Source organism: Paenibacillus xinjiangensis, assembly GCF_059686975.1.
This window is the reverse complement of the sequence record NZ_JCAALS010000039.1, coordinates 22823-38152: the sequence shown is the minus strand read 5'-3', so window position 1 is coordinate 38152 and position 15330 is coordinate 22823. Positions and strand designations below refer to the sequence as shown.

15 protein-coding genes are annotated in these 15330 nt (G+C 47.8%); 12 read left to right on the top strand and 3 right to left on the bottom strand.

Going from position 1 to position 15330, the window contains the following annotated elements:
• Positions 1-26: 26 nt before the first annotated feature.
• Positions 27-1583: a glucose-6-phosphate dehydrogenase gene (gene zwf / locus AC6ESP_RS27240; RefSeq protein ID WP_497099911.1), complete on the top strand. Its 1557-nt coding sequence runs from the start codon at positions 27-29 to the stop codon at positions 1581-1583.
• 130 nt (positions 1584-1713) lie between these two features.
• Complete coding sequence (locus tag AC6ESP_RS27235; RefSeq protein WP_497099910.1) at positions 1714-3306, top strand: peptide chain release factor 3; 1593 nt, start codon at positions 1714-1716, stop codon at positions 3304-3306.
• Between the two features lie 66 nt (positions 3307-3372).
• Here the strand turns inward: AC6ESP_RS27235 and AC6ESP_RS27230 are convergent, their stop codons facing one another.
• Both AC6ESP_RS27230 and AC6ESP_RS27225 read right to left on the bottom strand, forming a co-directional pair.
• The gene (locus AC6ESP_RS27230) at positions 3373-3780 is read right to left on the bottom strand and encodes an NINE protein (protein WP_497099909.1); all 408 of its coding nucleotides are present in this window, start codon (positions 3778-3780) and stop codon (positions 3373-3375) included.
• A gap of 8 nt (positions 3781-3788) precedes the next feature.
• Entirely contained in the window at positions 3789-4130 is a 342-nt protein-coding gene (locus AC6ESP_RS27225; RefSeq protein ID WP_497099908.1) for a TM2 domain-containing protein, read from the bottom strand.
• 217 nt (positions 4131-4347) lie between these two features.
• On the opposite strand from AC6ESP_RS27225, the gene AC6ESP_RS27220 reads away from it, so the two are divergent.
• From AC6ESP_RS27220 to AC6ESP_RS27200, 5 genes are all read left to right on the top strand, one after another.
• Positions 4348-5370, top strand: coding sequence for a LacI family DNA-binding transcriptional regulator (locus tag AC6ESP_RS27220; RefSeq protein WP_497099907.1), 1023 nt, complete (start codon positions 4348-4350; stop codon positions 5368-5370).
• Positions 5371-5389: 19 nt separating this feature from the next.
• Positions 5390-6556 (top strand): Gfo/Idh/MocA family protein, encoded by a 1167-nt coding sequence (locus AC6ESP_RS27215; protein ID WP_497099906.1) that lies wholly within the window; start codon positions 5390-5392, stop codon positions 6554-6556.
• Between the two features lie 36 nt (positions 6557-6592).
• Positions 6593-7291, top strand: a complete 699-nt coding sequence (locus AC6ESP_RS27210) for a ThuA domain-containing protein (RefSeq protein ID WP_497099905.1) — start codon at positions 6593-6595, stop codon at positions 7289-7291.
• On the top strand, positions 7281-8384 hold the full coding sequence (locus AC6ESP_RS27205) for a Gfo/Idh/MocA family protein (protein ID WP_497099904.1): 1104 nt from the start codon (positions 7281-7283) through the stop codon (positions 8382-8384). Before AC6ESP_RS27210 ends, AC6ESP_RS27205 begins: the two co-directional genes overlap by 11 nt.
• A gap of 139 nt (positions 8385-8523) precedes the next feature.
• Positions 8524-9741, top strand: a complete 1218-nt coding sequence (locus tag AC6ESP_RS27200; RefSeq protein ID WP_497099903.1) for an alpha-D-ribose 1-methylphosphonate 5-triphosphate diphosphatase — start codon at positions 8524-8526, stop codon at positions 9739-9741.
• Here AC6ESP_RS27200 and sspI read toward each other — a convergent pair.
• Entirely contained in the window at positions 9735-9962 is a 228-nt protein-coding gene (gene sspI, locus AC6ESP_RS27195; RefSeq protein ID WP_497099901.1) for a small acid-soluble spore protein SspI, read from the bottom strand. The two genes, AC6ESP_RS27200 and sspI, sit on opposite strands and share 7 nt — an antisense overlap.
• Before the next feature lie 173 nt (positions 9963-10135).
• Here sspI and AC6ESP_RS27190 point away from each other — a divergent pair, with 173 nt between their 5' ends.
• The 5 genes from AC6ESP_RS27190 (at position 10136) to nikC (ending at position 15325) form a co-directional block, all read left to right on the top strand.
• The gene (locus tag AC6ESP_RS27190) at positions 10136-10801 is read left to right on the top strand and encodes a potassium channel family protein (protein WP_497099899.1); all 666 of its coding nucleotides are present in this window, start codon (positions 10136-10138) and stop codon (positions 10799-10801) included.
• 7 nt (positions 10802-10808) lie between these two features.
• Complete coding sequence (locus AC6ESP_RS27185) at positions 10809-11606, top strand: TrmH family RNA methyltransferase (protein WP_497099897.1); 798 nt, start codon at positions 10809-10811, stop codon at positions 11604-11606.
• Between the two features lie 300 nt (positions 11607-11906).
• A complete protein-coding gene (gene nikA, locus AC6ESP_RS27180) occupies positions 11907-13532 on the top strand; it encodes a nickel ABC transporter substrate-binding protein (RefSeq protein ID WP_497099895.1) in 1626 nt (541 codons plus the stop codon).
• Between the two features lie 18 nt (positions 13533-13550).
• Positions 13551-14495: a nickel ABC transporter permease subunit NikB gene (gene nikB, locus AC6ESP_RS27175; RefSeq protein WP_497099893.1), complete on the top strand. Its 945-nt coding sequence runs from the start codon at positions 13551-13553 to the stop codon at positions 14493-14495.
• Complete coding sequence (nikC, locus tag AC6ESP_RS27170) at positions 14492-15325, top strand: nickel ABC transporter permease subunit NikC (RefSeq protein WP_497099891.1); 834 nt, start codon at positions 14492-14494, stop codon at positions 15323-15325. The genes nikB and nikC overlap by 4 nt, the downstream gene beginning before the upstream one ends.
• Positions 15326-15330: the final 5 nt, after the last annotated feature.

The following is a 15330-nucleotide window of genomic DNA, read 5'->3' as shown; positions in this document are numbered from 1 at the left end:
AAAATCAACAGGAAAGAATGAGGAATATGAGCGAAACTATGAACCTCGATACGAATTCCGCACAAGGCGCTATTTATTATTTGTTTGGGGCAACAGGTGATCTTGCGAAGCGTAAACTGTTCCCGGCCTTGTTCAGCTTATATAAAGAAGGCAAGCTGTCTGAAAATTTTGCCGTAGTTGGTCTTGCTCGTAGAACTCGCACGAATGAACAATTCCGTTCTGATGTATATGAATCCATCGTGGAATTTTGTCGTTACAAAGCAGATGATACAGAGCTCTGGAATCGATTCGCAGAGCACTTTGAGTATTTGCCGCTTGATATTAACAATGTTGAGGCATTCAAAGAGCTGTCTAAGCTGTCTGATAAGCTGGATGAGAAATTTGCAATTCCAGGCAACAGACTGTTCTACTTAGCGCTTGCGCCTGAGCTGTTCGGTCCGGTATCCTTCAGTCTTCGTGACGGAGGCCTTCTGGAGTCTAGAGGTTGGAACCGTGTCGTAATCGAGAAGCCTTTCGGCTACGATCTGGAATCGGCAGGCAAGCTGAATGCTCAGCTGAGCCAAGTGTTCAAGGAAGAGGAAATCTTCCGTATTGACCACTATCTAGGTAAAGAAATGGTGCAAAATATTCAAGTGATTCGGTTTGCCAATGCATTCTTCGAGCCGCTCTGGAACAATAATCATATCGCGAACGTTCAAATTACGTTATCGGAGACGGTTGGCGTTGAGGAACGCGGCGGCTATTATGACAAGTCTGGCGCCCTTCGCGACATGGGTCAGAATCATATGCTGCAGATGCTTACGATGATTGCGATGGAGCCGCCTAGCCGTCTGCATGGTGAGGACATTCGCGATGAGAAGGTTAAGGTGCTTCGTTCTCTGCGCGGATATAACTCAAGTGATGATGTACGCAGCAATGTCGTGCGTGCGCAATATACCGAAGGTTCTTCCAGAGGCAACACACTGCCGGGCTACCGTCAGGAGGATTCGGTTGGTGAGGAATCCACAACGGAGACGTATTTTGCAGCCAAAATTTCAGTCGATAACTTCCGCTGGGCAGGTGTGCCGTTCTATATTCGTACGGGCAAGCGTCTTCCGGTGAAAACGACAGAGGTCGTTATCGAATTTAAATCGATGCCACAGAATGTCTTGTTCGCACAGCGTCATGATCTCGCTCCGAACTTGCTCGTTATTCGGGTTAATCCGATGGAAGGCATCTATATCAAAGTCAATGCCAAGACTCCAGGAGCAGACAACTCTGTTCAGCCTGTTGCAATGGAATTCTGCCAAAGCTGCCAGATCGGCCTGAATACGCCAGAAGCCTATGAGCGTCTGATTCACGATGCTGTACGCGGGGATTCCACGTATTTTACTCGTTGGGATGAAGTTGCTCAAGCTTGGGACTTCGTAGACCGCATTGCTGCTGCTTGGCGGGAAGATAAGACTGACCTTCAGCATTATCCGGCAGGTACTTGGGGCCCTGAAGGGGCAGATCAGCTGCTCGCGCAGGATGGCTTCCACTGGTGGCCTGTGAACGGTCAAGAAGAAGATAAAGTGGTCTGGGTAAGCAACAGCGGCAAATAACGTAAATCAGGCGTATCCGGTGCGCATCGATAAGTATGCTTTTTGAGCATATTTTGTCGATGCGTCTTCGCATATGTTGGAGATTGAATCAAATCAGCTATACAAGCTTTATAATGAGGGGAATTCAAGCATGAGCCAAAAGCTAAGTAATGAACTTGCTCAGGAAGTAGATAAACGACGCACGTTTGCGATCATTTCTCACCCTGATGCAGGGAAAACAACGTTAACGGAAAAGCTTCTTTTATTCGGGGGAGCCATCCGCGAAGCAGGGTCGGTCAAAGCGCGTAAAGCGAGCCGCCATGCCACATCTGACTGGATGGAGATCGAGAAGCAGCGTGGTATCTCGGTAACATCCAGCGTTATGCAATTCGATTATGACGGACATCGGGTTAATATCCTCGATACACCTGGTCACCAAGACTTCAGTGAGGATACTTATCGTACACTGACAGCAGCAGATAGCGCGGTTATGCTTATCGACGTTGCCAAAGGTGTCGAGGCACAGACGATTAAGCTATTCCAAGTATGCCGCAAGCGTGGGATTCCGATCTTTACCTTCATTAATAAGCTTGACCGCGAAGGTCAGAGCCCGTTCGAGCTCATGGAGGAGCTGGAGCGTGTACTCGGTATTCGTTCCGTGCCAATGAACTGGCCAATTGGAATGGGCCGCGAGCTATGCGGTGTCTATGACCGTATGAAAAACCAAGTCGAACTGTTCCAAGGCAATGACCATAGCAAGATTGAGGTTCGTAAGACAGAGAGCTACAATGACCCGATCATTCGTGAAATGGCTGGTGAATACCTGCATGATCAGCTGATTCAAGATATTGAGCTGCTGGACGTAGCAGGTGATCCATTCGATTACGAGAAAGTTCAGGCCGGCGAATTAACGCCTATCTTCTTCGGAAGTGCGGTTAATAACTTCGGTGTACAGACGTTCCTCGATAACTTCCTGGAGCTCGCGCCGAAGCCTGTTCTGCGAATGAGCACACAGGGTCCAATTGAACCGACGAATGAGAAATTTACCGGTTATGTGTTCAAAATTCAAGCGAATATGAATCCGGCACACCGAGATCGGATTGCATTCCTTCGTATTGTGTCTGGTCGATTCGAGCGCGGGATGAGCGTTCGTCATGTCCGTGCGGGCAAAGATATTAAGCTATCCCAGCCGCAGCAGTTCCTAGCACAGGATCGGGATATTGTAGAAGCAGCTTATCCCGGCGATATTATCGGCTTGTTCGATCCAGGTATATTCCGTATCGGAGATTCCTTGTCACAGGGATCAGAGGTAGTATTCGACGAGCTGCCGACCTTCTCTCCTGAGATATTCGCCAAGGTAACGGTTAAGAACGCCTTGAAGCATAAGCAATACCAGAAGGGTATTGATCAGCTGACCGAGGAAGGTACGATACAAGTATTCCATTCGGCAAGCGGCTTCGAGGAGACCATTCTCGGCGTAGTCGGCCATCTGCAATTCGAGGTATTCGAATATCGGATGCGCGGGGAGTATGGGGTGGACATTCAGCTGCACCGGATGACCTACCAGTTCGCAAGGTGGATCGTTGATGAGACGAACAAGATCGATCCTGCCAAATTCCGCATCAATTCTACTCTCGTGAAGGATAAGAAAGGCAATTATGTCGTTCTGTTCGAGAATGAGTATGCGATGCGCACAGCAATGGACAAAAATCCAACAATGAAGTTTCTGGAGACGGCTCCATAAGAAATCGATAGGCATGAAAAAATCCCCTGACAAACGCCATAGCGTAAGTCAGGGGATTTTTAAGTCCTAAATCATCCCATTATTTCGATTATTTCTATATTCGAATATTTGCTTCAGCAATTCGTATTCCTGCTTCTCATTATATTCACGGACCATGCCTGAGATCATGAAGAGATCGACTACAATCCAGATGAATAAAGCCAGTGCAGGGAGTCCAAATAATAGAATGGTGATGATTAGAAGAGGTAAATTCTCTATTGCGGATGCAATGCTAAGTCCCAAATACCCAAGACAGGCAACCAAGAATAATACAAGCTGAATGATAGCGGACACTTTGCGTTTCAAGTAAAACCGATGGACGCCAAGATGTCCACCAATTAACATCAGATAAGCAATTGCTGCGGACTTCTCTACACCCCGAATCTCGGAGTTGAACACCATCAGCTCATCCAGTGTAAGGTTTGATTTATGCATCGTTTCCATTACAGAGGCATACCGTTAAAAGCTCTGTGATTCGAAATTTCATGAATGACTTGATTCTCGATGCCGCGGTTATGGTCTTTCACCCATTCATGCAGCAGGAAGGCGTCAACGACCCACCAGATGAAAGTGGCAATGGCTCCGATGACTGTCAGAGTAAGAACCAATTGAGCAATGGCAGAGCCCGTGCGCCCCATATAGAAGCGATGTCCTCCGAATACACCAAGGAAATACCACAGTACATAGGCGATAACCATGTTTTTACCGCGGTTTTTTACTTCTTGTTCAAGAAGCAGAAGCTCTCTAGCGTCCATTTGACTCTTTTGAGCGATGTTGAATGACATAACAAGTCTTCCTTTCTGTTGAAAAAAAGTTGCTTACGCAGTCTAAAGTATAACGGATATGACAAATTTAGACAATGTTATATTTAGACAATTTTGATTTTTTTACGAAAAATTAAACTACGTCTTATTGACGGAATAGCGCTTTCATGACATAATGTACGCGTGTACATCAATCATTCTGCAGCTGGCATGAATGAATAATAGGAGGCTACCAACAATGAGCAGCAGAAAAAAAGTTGCAGAGCTGGCTGGCGTCTCCGAAGCGACGGTCTCACGAGTATTGAACAATGTAGGGCCAATCAGGGAAGAGACGCGCGTCCGTGTTCGGGCGGCAGCCGAAGAGCTGGGCTATGTCCAGAATGCACTGGCGCAGCGGCTCGCGCGGAAGAAGAGCGGGAACATTGGCGTTATTTTGCCATTCGTACCTAAGGTTCATCTGTTCTCTACCTATTACTTTGCAGAAATATTGAGCGGGATTGGCGAGATGGCCAAGCGGTACGATTATGACCTGCTTCTTATATTTCGAGAGGAGGAGGGCAAGCGGGATTATGCTAAGCTGTTCCGTACGCAGAAGGTGGATGTCTGTATCATTCTAGGCGCGCAAAATGTGCCGGAGGAGCAGGCAGCGCTCGCTGAGCTGAAGGAGGAGGGGTATCCCTTCTGTCTGGTTAACCAGCGATTCGAGGCTGAGGGCTACATGTCTGTTGATGCGGATCATGAGGCCGGCAGCTACGAGGCGGTGAAGCATTTGATAGCTGAGGGGCGCAGCAGGATTGCTTTTCTTAATGGGCCGCCTGTCTTCTCCAGCAGTCAGGATCGGCTTGCAGGCTACAAGCGAGCCTTGCAGGATGCAGGACTGAATAGGGAAGACACTTCTATTCCCATGTTGATCGGCAACTATAGTCGGAAGAGCGGCTATGAAGCAGCAGAGCGTATTGGTGAGCTGGTGAAGAGCGGGAGCATCGATGCCGTGTTCGCTGCCAATGATCGGATGGCGATTGGACTAATGGATGGTCTTAGAGAATTAGGAATTGAGGCTGGGGTAGATGTCTCGCTCGTCGGCTACGATGATTCGGATAGCTCTAGAATTGTAAGTCCGAAGCTATCGAGCGTAGCGGTCCCCTTTTATGAAATGGGAAGAATGGCTGTTCTTAAGCTGCTTGATCCAGAGCAATCCACAGAGCTGAAGGAAGGAAATAACCTGCTTCCTGTGCAATTGGTGAGGCGTGAAACTTCATAATAAGGAATGGTGATGTAGGATGAAGAGAAATGTGCGAGTAGGTATGGTCGGTTATAAATTTATGGGCAAAGCTCACAGTAATGCATATCGTGCGCTGCCTATGTTCTTCCCTCAGTCTATCAAACCGGAAATGAAAGCCATCTGCGGGCGTGATCCCGAGGCATTGGAGCAAGCGAAGCAGCAGTTCGGCTGGGAAAGCTCGGAGACAGATTGGCGAGACCTCATCGCCAGGGAGGATATCGATCTCATCGATATTAATGCGCCAAGCAACGCACATAAGGATATTGCGATTGCTGCTGCCGCTGCAGGGAAGCATCTGTTCTGCGAGAAGCCGCTCGCGCTATCGCTTGAGGATTCCAAAGAAATGCTGAATGCTGCGGAGAAAGCAGGCGTTAAGCATATGGTCGGCTTCAACTATCGCTTCGCTCCAGCTGTACTGCTGGCGAAGAAGCTGATCGAAGAGGGCCGTATTGGCCGTATTCATCATATCCGTGCTGTATTTCTTCAGGATTGGATTCTCGATCCGAGCTTCCCGCTTGTATGGCGGCTTCAGAAGGAAATAGCCGGTTCAGGCTCGCATGGCGATCTTGGCGCTCATAGTATTGATCTAGCGCGCTTTCTAGTGGGCGAGTTCAAAGAAGTAATCGGCATGGAAGAGACGTTCGTCAAGGAAAGGCCATTGCCGTCCTCAATGACGGGTCTAAGCGCCAAGGGTGACAAAGATGCGCCGCATGCCGAGGTTGACGTTGATGATGCTACGCTGTTCATGACCAGATTCGAGAACGGTGCGCTTGGAAGCTTCGAGGCAACGAGATTCGCGGCGGGACATCGCTGTACGAATGCATTTGAGATTAACGGCAGCAAAGGCAGCATCAAGTTCGATTTCGAGCGTATGAACGAGCTTCAGGTTTATTTTACAGATGATGCTGAGGATGTACAGGGCTTCCGTCGTGTGCTTGCTACAGATCCTGCACATGCCTACATGGATGCTTGGTGGCCGGCAGGACATACGATTGGCTACGAGCACACGTTCACTCATGAGGTGCATGAGCTTATGCTCGCAATTGAAGAGGACCGCCAGCCTGTTCCGAACTTCTATGACGGAGTCAAATGCCAAGAGGTGCTGGAGGCTGTTGAGCGATCAATCGCGGAGCGTCGCTGGGTAGCTCTGCAGGAGCTGCAATAATATTCTTGTTCATATAAATGGGGGAGTGACTGGGCGATGAAAAAAGCACTAATCGTATGGGGTGGCTGGGACGGCCATCAACCGAAGGAAGTAGCGGAAATATTCGAGCATGTGCTGGTGGAGGAAGGCTTCGAGGTTGAAGTGTCGGATACGCTTGCGGCATTCGCCGATAAGGAGAAATTGATGTCGCTGGATCTCATTGTTCCGGTATGGACGATGGGGCAGATTGAACAGGAGTATGTGGATCATGTGTCTGCAGCCGTACAGAGCGGCGTGGGCTTAGCCGGTTGTCATGGGGGCATGTGCGACTCCTTCCGGAACAATGTAGACTGGCAGTTCATGACCGGTGGACAGTGGGTAGCACATCCAGGCAATGACGGCGTGAATTATGTGGTGAATATTAAAAATACTTCGAGTCCGCTTACGGTAGGTATCGAGGACTTTGAAGTAAGCTCGGAGCAATATTATATGCATGTTGATCCGGCAGTAGAGGTGCTGGCAACTACAAGGTTCCCAGTAGCAGAGGGGCCGCATGCCCTTAACAGAGCAGTTGATATGCCGGTTGCATGGACGAAGCGCTGGGGAGTCGGCAGAGTATATTATCATTCCCTAGGTCATCAAGCGAATATTGTTGATATCCCGGTCGTGAAGGAAATGATTCGCAGAGGCTTCCTCTGGTGTGCGGAAGGCAAGTCGGCTGCAGTACATGGAGGAAACTTAAGCTATGCACAATAAAATAAAAGCAGGCATTATCGGAACAGGCAACATTAGCGGTGCTTACTTCAATAACGGTGCACGCTTCGATGCGATGGAAGTGGTAGCTTGCGCAGATCTGGATGTTACAAGGGCTGAGGCCAAAGGGGAAGAGTTCGGCATTCGCGGCTGCTCGGTGGAAGAGCTGCTGGCAGATCCAGAGATTCAAATGATTATTAACCTGACGATCCCGCAAGCGCATGCGGCAGTCTGCATTCAAGCGCTTGAAGCAGGCAAGCATGTGTACGTCGAGAAGCCATTCGCGGTTACCCGCGAGGAAGCTCAGCAAGTGCTGGAGCTGGCAGAGCGCAAAGGACTGCGCGTTGGCAGTGCGCCTGATACGTTCCTTGGGGGCGGTATTCAGACGAGCATCAAGCTGATTGAGGATGGCTGGATCGGAACGCCAATCGGAGCGACTGCCTTCATGATGTCCGGTGGTCATGAGTCCTGGCACCCGGCTCCAGAATTCTATTATCAGAAGGGCGGAGGCCCTATGTTCGATATGGGGCCGTATTATTTGACGGCACTCGTTGCGATGCTCGGTCCAATTGCACGAGTTACTGGCTCTGCACGGGCATCCTTCACGGAGCGAACGATCAGAAGCCAGCCGAAATATGGCCAGCAGATTCCTGTTGAGGTACCGACGCATGTGGCTGGTATTATCGATTTCGCTGCCGGCCCGATCGGGACACTGCTAACGAGCTTCGATGTGAAGGGCGGCTCTATCCTCCCGCGAATTGAGGTATATGGAAGTGAAGGAACCCTTCAGGTGCCAGACCCGAACACCTTCGCCGGTCCAATCCGTATATGCCGTGCAGGCTCGAGGGAGTGGTCGGATATTCCGTTAGCTTATGGGTATACCGAGAATGCCCGCGGAGTTGGAGCAGCTGATATAGCGAAGGCTGTACAGACTGGACGCAAGCATCGCGCGAGCGGGGAGTTAGCCTATCATGTGCTTGAGGCGATGCACGGATTCCATGATGCAGCTGAGCAAGGCATTCATTATGTGATGAAGAGCTCATGTGAGAAGCCAGCTTCTCTACCGCTAGGCTTAGCCCCTTATTGCTTGGATTAATGCAGCAGGGAAGTCATCCAATAACAGCATGGTGAGTCGATGACTTGCTGTGCTGTTTTTTTTGTTCTCCCTCTTAAAACATGGTATCGTAGAACTATTATCGATGTACGAACGTGATTAAAGGGGAGAACGAGCACTTATGCCAAAGCAAGAGCAAATTAACCTCAACGTACAAGCAACTCTAATTAAGAATGGCAGCGTAGTATTGCCGGAACAGGTTGTTACAGCTGCTATAGCCGTCAAGGGCAGCGTGATTGATGCTATTTTATACGATGAGGAAGCCGTTGCTAAGTGGTTGAACGCTCATATAGACGCTGAGGTGGTCGATGCTGCCGGGCAGTATGTGATGCCTGGACTTATCGATATTCACAATGATGCTATTGAGAAGGAAGTACAGCCTCGTCCGAATACGTTATTTCCACTAGATATGTCGCTTATTGAATTCGAGAGGAAGCTGCCGCTGCATGGTATCACGACGATGTATCATTCACTCTCTCTTGGTGTGGGCCTTAGTCTGCGAGGAGAGCATCTATTGACTGAGATGGTAGAGCTGATTAACCGGTATCGGAATTCTCGTTCGGTTATCCGTAATCGGATTCATCTTCGTTATGAGGTTTCTTATTTGACGGGGCTGTCTATTGTGGAGAGGTATATAGAGGATGGGAAGATCGATTATTTGTCCTTCATGGATCATTCTCCAGGACAGGGGCAGTACCACGCGCCTGGGTCCTTCGAACGTTACGTGATGAAGAATCAAAGCGTAACTGTCGATGAAGTAAAAGAGATTGTGGATGAGCTGCTCGTACGTAGAGAGCAAGTGGATTGGGATAAGCTTCGAAGCTTAGGGAAGCTTGCGGCTAAGCGGGGAATTGCATCGGCTTCGCATGATGATGATTCTAGAGCAAGCGTGGATCAATCGATGTCATATGGGATAACGGTGTCGGAATTTCCGATTAATATGGAAACAGCTCTCTATGCGGTGGAAAAAGGGCTGTCGGTGTGCGTGGGAGCGCCTAATATCGTAAGAGGAGGCTCGCATGATCATAATCTTCGTGCAATTGATGCAATCGCGAGCGGTGCGGCGAATATCATCTGCTCCGATTATCATTCTTCCTCGCTGCTGCGTTCTGTATTCAAGCTAGCGGATGATGGAATAGCCGCATTGCCCATGGCTGTGCGAATGGCCACCCTCAATCCTGCACAAGCGCTATGCGCTGCAGAGGAGCTTGGGTCCATTGAGCCGGGCAAAGCGGCCGATCTAATCATTGTGGATCGTTATGAAGGGCATCCTTGGGTCACAAGGACACTAGTCAGCGGGAAATCAGTCTACAGAGCAGATATTCGCTATCGCTATTGAGCAGCAGGCTTGAAGCTTTGCAGCTGTGTATGAAGAGCTTCCACTAAGCTGGATTGCTCCTGCGCATTAATCTGCTTCCAGATCATTTCGAATAGAACGCCAAGACCGGGAAGTGTGCGTTCATCATTACCTACTGAGTCCTCAATGACTTCCTTCAGTTGTTCTTGCGTATTGTTATGCACCCGATTGACGATGGCTTGACGCAAATCCAGATTATTCAACTAGAATTCCCTCCAAATCGTTGTAGTGAATGGATTGCCTCGAAATTGTAAGGAGGATGGCAAGCAAATAGCGTACATCCGTTACTATGTCCCTGTATGGCGGTTTTCATTCGAGTAAGCTGGATATGTTATAATAATGGAATTAGCTGACTAGTGGAAGGGGAGTGAGAGTGATGGCCAAGAAACAATATGCCGTGATCGGAATGGGCAGGTTCGGTTCAAGCGTAGCCTCTGCCTTAACAGATATGGGATTTGAAGTGCTGGCAATCGATTCGAGTGAGCAGCGTATTCAAGAAGCTGTATCCAAGGTAACCCATGCAGTATCGGCCGATTCAACAGACGAGGAAGCGCTTCGTTCACTTGGCATGCGGAATTTCGATGTCGTTGTTGTAGCAATCGGACAAGATATTCAAGCCAGCATACTAACCACTCTAATTCTGAAAGATTTGGGAGTAAGGATGATTATTGTCAAAGCGCAGAATGAGCTGCATGGCAAGGTGCTCACGAAGATTGGCGCTGACAAAGTTGTTTATCCGGAGCGGGATATGGGACTGCGAGTGGCACATCATCTGATCTCACCCAACATTCTTGAATATATTGAAATTTCTGAGGATTACAGTATCATAGAGATTAAAGCACCCGACGCGATGATCGGTAAAAGCTTACAGCAGCTCGATATCCGAGTGAAGTTCAAGTGCAACGTAATGGCCATTAAGACAGGCTCGAATATGAATATTGCCCCTTATGCGGATGATCTAATTCGAGTTGGGGATGTGCTCGTTATTGTAGGCAAGAATGCGGATTTAACTAATTTGGAAATTGCATATTCGGAAGGCTGATTAATAGATGAATGCTTACATCATTACCTCTATTCAGAATGATCGGGTGAAGCAGTGGGCTTCATTGCTCGATAAAAAATATCGTGATCGCACGGGCTTGTTCGTGATCGAAGGCGTGCATCTCGTGATGGAAGCCTGCAGGGTGTTTGCAGCTATTCAGTCTATTGTCTACGATGGGAGCCGCGGGGTTCCTCGTGAGCTGGAGGCGTATACGGAGCTGGATGGCGTGGAATGGGTCGAGGCCTCAACGGCTGTAATGGCGAAGTGCACAGGGACGGATACACCGCCGCCTGTCTTCGCTGTTCTGTCTAAGCTTGAGCATGATGAGGCTGCCTTGTTCCAAGACAACAGTCTCGTTGTTGTGCTGGACGGTGTTCGAGACCCTGGCAATATGGGGACGATTATTCGCAGCGCGGATGCCGTTGGCGCCAACGCAGTTGTGCTGGGCAAGGGCTGCGTCGATCTCTACAATCCGAAGACGGTGCGTTCGACGATGGGCTCGCTGTTCCATCTGCCGATTGTGGAGGCAGATCTGGCTGTGCTGCTGCCTGTTGCGCAAGCAAAAGGCATTAAGCTCGTAGGGACGAGTCTTCAAGCGTCCCATACGTGTTATTCCTATGACTGGAGAGAGCCGTCATGGCTGCTCCTGGGCAATGAATCGGAAGGGCTGTCTGATGCCGTCCGCCAGATTGTAGATGAATCGGTCATTATTCCGATGCATGGTCAGGCCGAATCACTGAATGTAGCGATGGCGGCAACGGTGCTGTTGTATGAGGCGCTGCGGCAGCGGGGGTATGCGGAGTAAGAGGATTATTTAATCTATTATTTTCTTTATCAAATGGAAAAAACCCTTAAAAAAAAGGGTTTTTTCCATTTTAAGCTTTGAAATTAGTTCTAAAAGGCTGAATTTCTCACCAGTTACAGTAAGCTCATCTTTTCAAACATAGATGAATTGGTTGATTTTGGATAAAATGTCTTATTTCTAGGTAGTATAGGATCAGCTTCACACAGTTGTACCACTGTCATTGACAGTGATCCCTATCCCACATATAATTGAAAACGATTATCACTATCGAGAGAACGTAGAACATAGGGGGAACTATTCATGTTTGCTAGCAACAAAAAGATCGGTAATTTGTTTTTAACTATGGCTATATTCTTATTGGTGTTCCTTGTTGGCTGTAGCAGCCAGCCATCGGAATCTGCCGATAAAGGCAATGCGGCAAATACAGAAAAAACACTAACAGTTGCATGGCCAAGAGATATCGGAACGATGAATCCTCATGTATATAACCCTTCTCAAATGTTCGCACAATCTATGGTCTATGAGCCGCTTGTCAGTTATGGTGAGAACGGTGAATTAAAGCCTCATCTTGCGGAGTCATGGGAAATTTCTGAGGATGGAAAAGTCTATACGTTTAAGCTTCGTCAAGGTGTGAAATTCTCGGATGGATCGGCTTTTAATGCTGCTGTAGTCAAAAAGAACTTTGATGCAGTCTTAAAGAACATAGATCTACACAGCTGGTTAGGGGTCATTACGGTCATCGACCATACGGAAGCAGTGGACGAGTTTACCTTCAGCATGACGTTGAAGCAAGCGTATTATCCTACTTTGCAGGAATTAGCGGTTGTTCGTCCCGTGCGTTTCTTAGGTGAAGCGGGGTTCCCGGATGATGGCGATACTGGCAAAGGGGTTAAGGCTGAGATCGGTACAGGTCCTTGGATTCTGGATGAGTACAAGACCGATGAGTATGCGGTATTCAAACGGAATGAGAACTATTGGGGAGAAGCTCCTAATGTCGATAAAATAAAGGTTAAGGTTATACCTGATGCAGAGACACGAGTGCTTGCGCTTGAAAAAGGCGACATTGATTTGATTTATGGAGAAGGAACGATTAGCTTGGATGCCTTCAAGGAGCTAGAAGCATCAGGTGATTATCAAACAAGCTTGTCAGATCCTGTTGCAACGAGACAATTGGTCATGAATGCGAAGATTCCGCAGCTTGCTGACAAAGGGGTTCGTCTAGCGCTGCAATACGGATTTGATAAACAAGCAATGGTAGAAGGGATCACTCTCGGACTAGAGGATTCAGCAGATTATATTTTACCGAGCAACCTGCCTTATACTGCGATCGATACGGCTCCTATTATCTATGATACGGATAAAGCGCAAGCTATGTTGGATACTGCAGGCTGGTTGTTGCCTTCTGGGAAGAACGTACGTGAGAAGGATGGCGTAAAGCTTGAATTTGAATTGATGTACGATTCTAAAGACTCTATTCAGAAAGCTATGGCAGAGACTCTCCAAGCGGAGTGGAGCGCGATCGGTGTGAAGCTTAACATCGTCGGAGTGGAATTAGCCGTTCAAGTCAAACGGTTCAAAGGCAATGAGTATGATATGAACTTCTTCAGTAACTATGGAGCGCCGTATGATCCACATACGTTCGTCAACATTGTCTCCCAAGAAGGCTTCGGATTCTCCAATACGATTGCTTCGGACTCTTTAAAAGCTGAGCTTGATCAGCAAATCAGCGATGTCTTACAATCAACAGAAGAGCAACAGCGTGAAAATCTTTATAAGTCCATCTTAACGAAGCTACAGGAAGAGGGCTCGATTCTGCCGATTTCCTATTTGAAGAAGATGGCCGTATACCAGAAGGATGTTGCCAACTTTACATTCCCTGCGAATCGTGATGAGCATCCCTTTACTGACATTGCGATTACGGAATAGACAGCTGGAGGAGCAATCATGATCTCTTTTATCGTAAAGCGGGTGTTGGCCAGCATTCCTATATTCTTATTTGCGACGCTATTTACCTTTCTAATGATACAACTTTCACCGGTTGATCCGGTGGAAGCGTATCTGGCTGTCTCGCATATCCAGCCAACTGATGAATTGATTGCTCAAAAGAGACTTGAATTCGGCCTTGATCGGCCGTTACTTGTTCAATATATGGATACCCTCAAGAAGATAGGCCAGTTAGATTTTGGCCTATCTTATATGTCGAATAAGCCAGTATGGGAAGAAGTGGTCATCCGGATTCCAGCCACGCTTAAGCTGGCAGCAAGTAGTCTTCTCATAACAATACTCATTAGCATCCCGCTGGGATTCTTATCAGGCATCAGAAAGAACAGTCTGATCGATCATTTTAGCCGTGTGCTAGCCTTTATTGGTGCATCTGTTCCTTCCTTCTGGTTAGGTTATTTATTGATGTTCTTCTTCGCTGTAAAGCTTGATTTATTGCCATTGGAAGGAATGGGCGGTCTAGCCCATCTGATCTTACCCTCGGTTACTCTGGCTCTACCGCTCATAGCGATGTATACTCGACTTTTGCGCGATAGGGTTCTGGAGAATCTAGAAGAGCCTTATGTTCTGTACGCGAGAACGAGAGGGATTTCCGAGAGGAGAATTGTAGGTAAGCATGTGCTGAAGGTAGCCATTTCCCCTGTCATTACAGGGCTTGGGATGAATATTGGTAAATTGCTCACCGGAGCAATTATTGTGGAATCGGTCTTCTCTTGGCCGGGGTTCGGCCGGTATTTTATTGAGGCGATTTTTAATCGGGATATTCCGGTTATTCAATGTTATGTCTTCTTTACGGCAATCATTTATATTGTATGTAATTTAATAACGGACATGATTCAAATGTATATCGACCCGCGTGTTTCCGTAAAAGGGGGCCGAAACGTATGAGTGTAAGGATTATTTCCTTGTTCAGCAATAAGAAAATAATCGTGTGCTGCTCAATTATGATCGTTATTCTTGCGGTTGTTGCGCTGTTTGCTCCGTATTTGGCTCCGCATGATCCTATTCATGTCAATCTGGCGATGAAGCTAATGCCTCCTTCATGGGATTACCCTCTTGGCACCGACCAATTGGGCCGCTGTAACCTATCTAGGCTGCTATATGGAGCGCGGATTTCTATAGGTTTTGCTTCGTTAATATTCGTATCTTCACTTGCAATTGGCTTGCTCATCGGGACATTGTCCGGTTATTTGGGCGGTTGGATCGATGTCGCATTGATGAGATTTTGCGAAGGTGTAATGGCCTTTCCGAGCCTGGTGCTTATTCTAGGACTAGTAGGGATTTTTGGACCAGGGCTAACCCAGGTCGTCATTGCGCTTATGATGGTACAATGGGTGTATTACGCACGTTTATTCCGAGGGATGGTTCTTAGCTTGAAGCAACAAAATTTCATTGCTGCGGCTAGAGTTAGCGGTACTTCATCTTGGAAAATAATCAAAAAACATATTGTCCCCAATATTCTTCCGCCAATGGTGGTCGTAGGGACTCTTGAAATGGGTTGGGCCATTATGGATATTTCGGCACTATCTTTTCTCGGTCTCGGCGTTCAGCCGCCGACCCCGGAGTGGGGAGCTATGATCCATGACGGCAAATCCTATATCCGCAGCTATCCAGAGTTGATGATATATCCAGGTATCATGATTATGTTCGTTGTCGTCACATTTAATTTATTAGGTGAAGCTTTGTCTGAGCGTTATGGAGTGAAACGACGCAAGTAGAAGGA

What these genes read in the sequence shown, in the direction of transcription:
- AC6ESP_RS27230 (WP_497099909.1), bottom strand. Translation starts at nt 3,780, where the DNA reads ATGCATAAATCAAACCTTACACTGGATGAGCTGATGGTGTTCAACTCC.
- AC6ESP_RS27190 (WP_497099899.1), top strand. Translation starts at nt 10,136, where the DNA reads ATGGCCAAGAAACAATATGCCGTGATCGGAATGGGCAGGTTCGGTTCA.
- zwf (WP_497099911.1), top strand. Translation starts at nt 27, where the DNA reads ATGAGCGAAACTATGAACCTCGATACGAATTCCGCACAAGGCGCTATT.
- nikA (WP_497099895.1), top strand. Translation starts at nt 11,907, where the DNA reads ATGTTTGCTAGCAACAAAAAGATCGGTAATTTGTTTTTAACTATGGCT.
- AC6ESP_RS27200 (WP_497099903.1), top strand. Translation starts at nt 8,524, where the DNA reads ATGCCAAAGCAAGAGCAAATTAACCTCAACGTACAAGCAACTCTAATT.
- AC6ESP_RS27235 (WP_497099910.1), top strand. Translation starts at nt 1,714, where the DNA reads ATGAGCCAAAAGCTAAGTAATGAACTTGCTCAGGAAGTAGATAAACGA.
- nikC (WP_497099891.1), top strand. Translation starts at nt 14,492, where the DNA reads ATGAGTGTAAGGATTATTTCCTTGTTCAGCAATAAGAAAATAATCGTG.
- AC6ESP_RS27210 (WP_497099905.1), top strand. Translation starts at nt 6,593, where the DNA reads ATGAAAAAAGCACTAATCGTATGGGGTGGCTGGGACGGCCATCAACCG.
- AC6ESP_RS27185 (WP_497099897.1), top strand. Translation starts at nt 10,809, where the DNA reads ATGAATGCTTACATCATTACCTCTATTCAGAATGATCGGGTGAAGCAG.
- AC6ESP_RS27220 (WP_497099907.1), top strand. Translation starts at nt 4,348, where the DNA reads ATGAGCAGCAGAAAAAAAGTTGCAGAGCTGGCTGGCGTCTCCGAAGCG.
- nikB (WP_497099893.1), top strand. Translation starts at nt 13,551, where the DNA reads ATGATCTCTTTTATCGTAAAGCGGGTGTTGGCCAGCATTCCTATATTC.
- AC6ESP_RS27205 (WP_497099904.1), top strand. Translation starts at nt 7,281, where the DNA reads ATGCACAATAAAATAAAAGCAGGCATTATCGGAACAGGCAACATTAGC.
- AC6ESP_RS27215 (WP_497099906.1), top strand. Translation starts at nt 5,390, where the DNA reads ATGAAGAGAAATGTGCGAGTAGGTATGGTCGGTTATAAATTTATGGGC.
- AC6ESP_RS27225 (WP_497099908.1), bottom strand. Translation starts at nt 4,130, where the DNA reads ATGTCATTCAACATCGCTCAAAAGAGTCAAATGGACGCTAGAGAGCTT.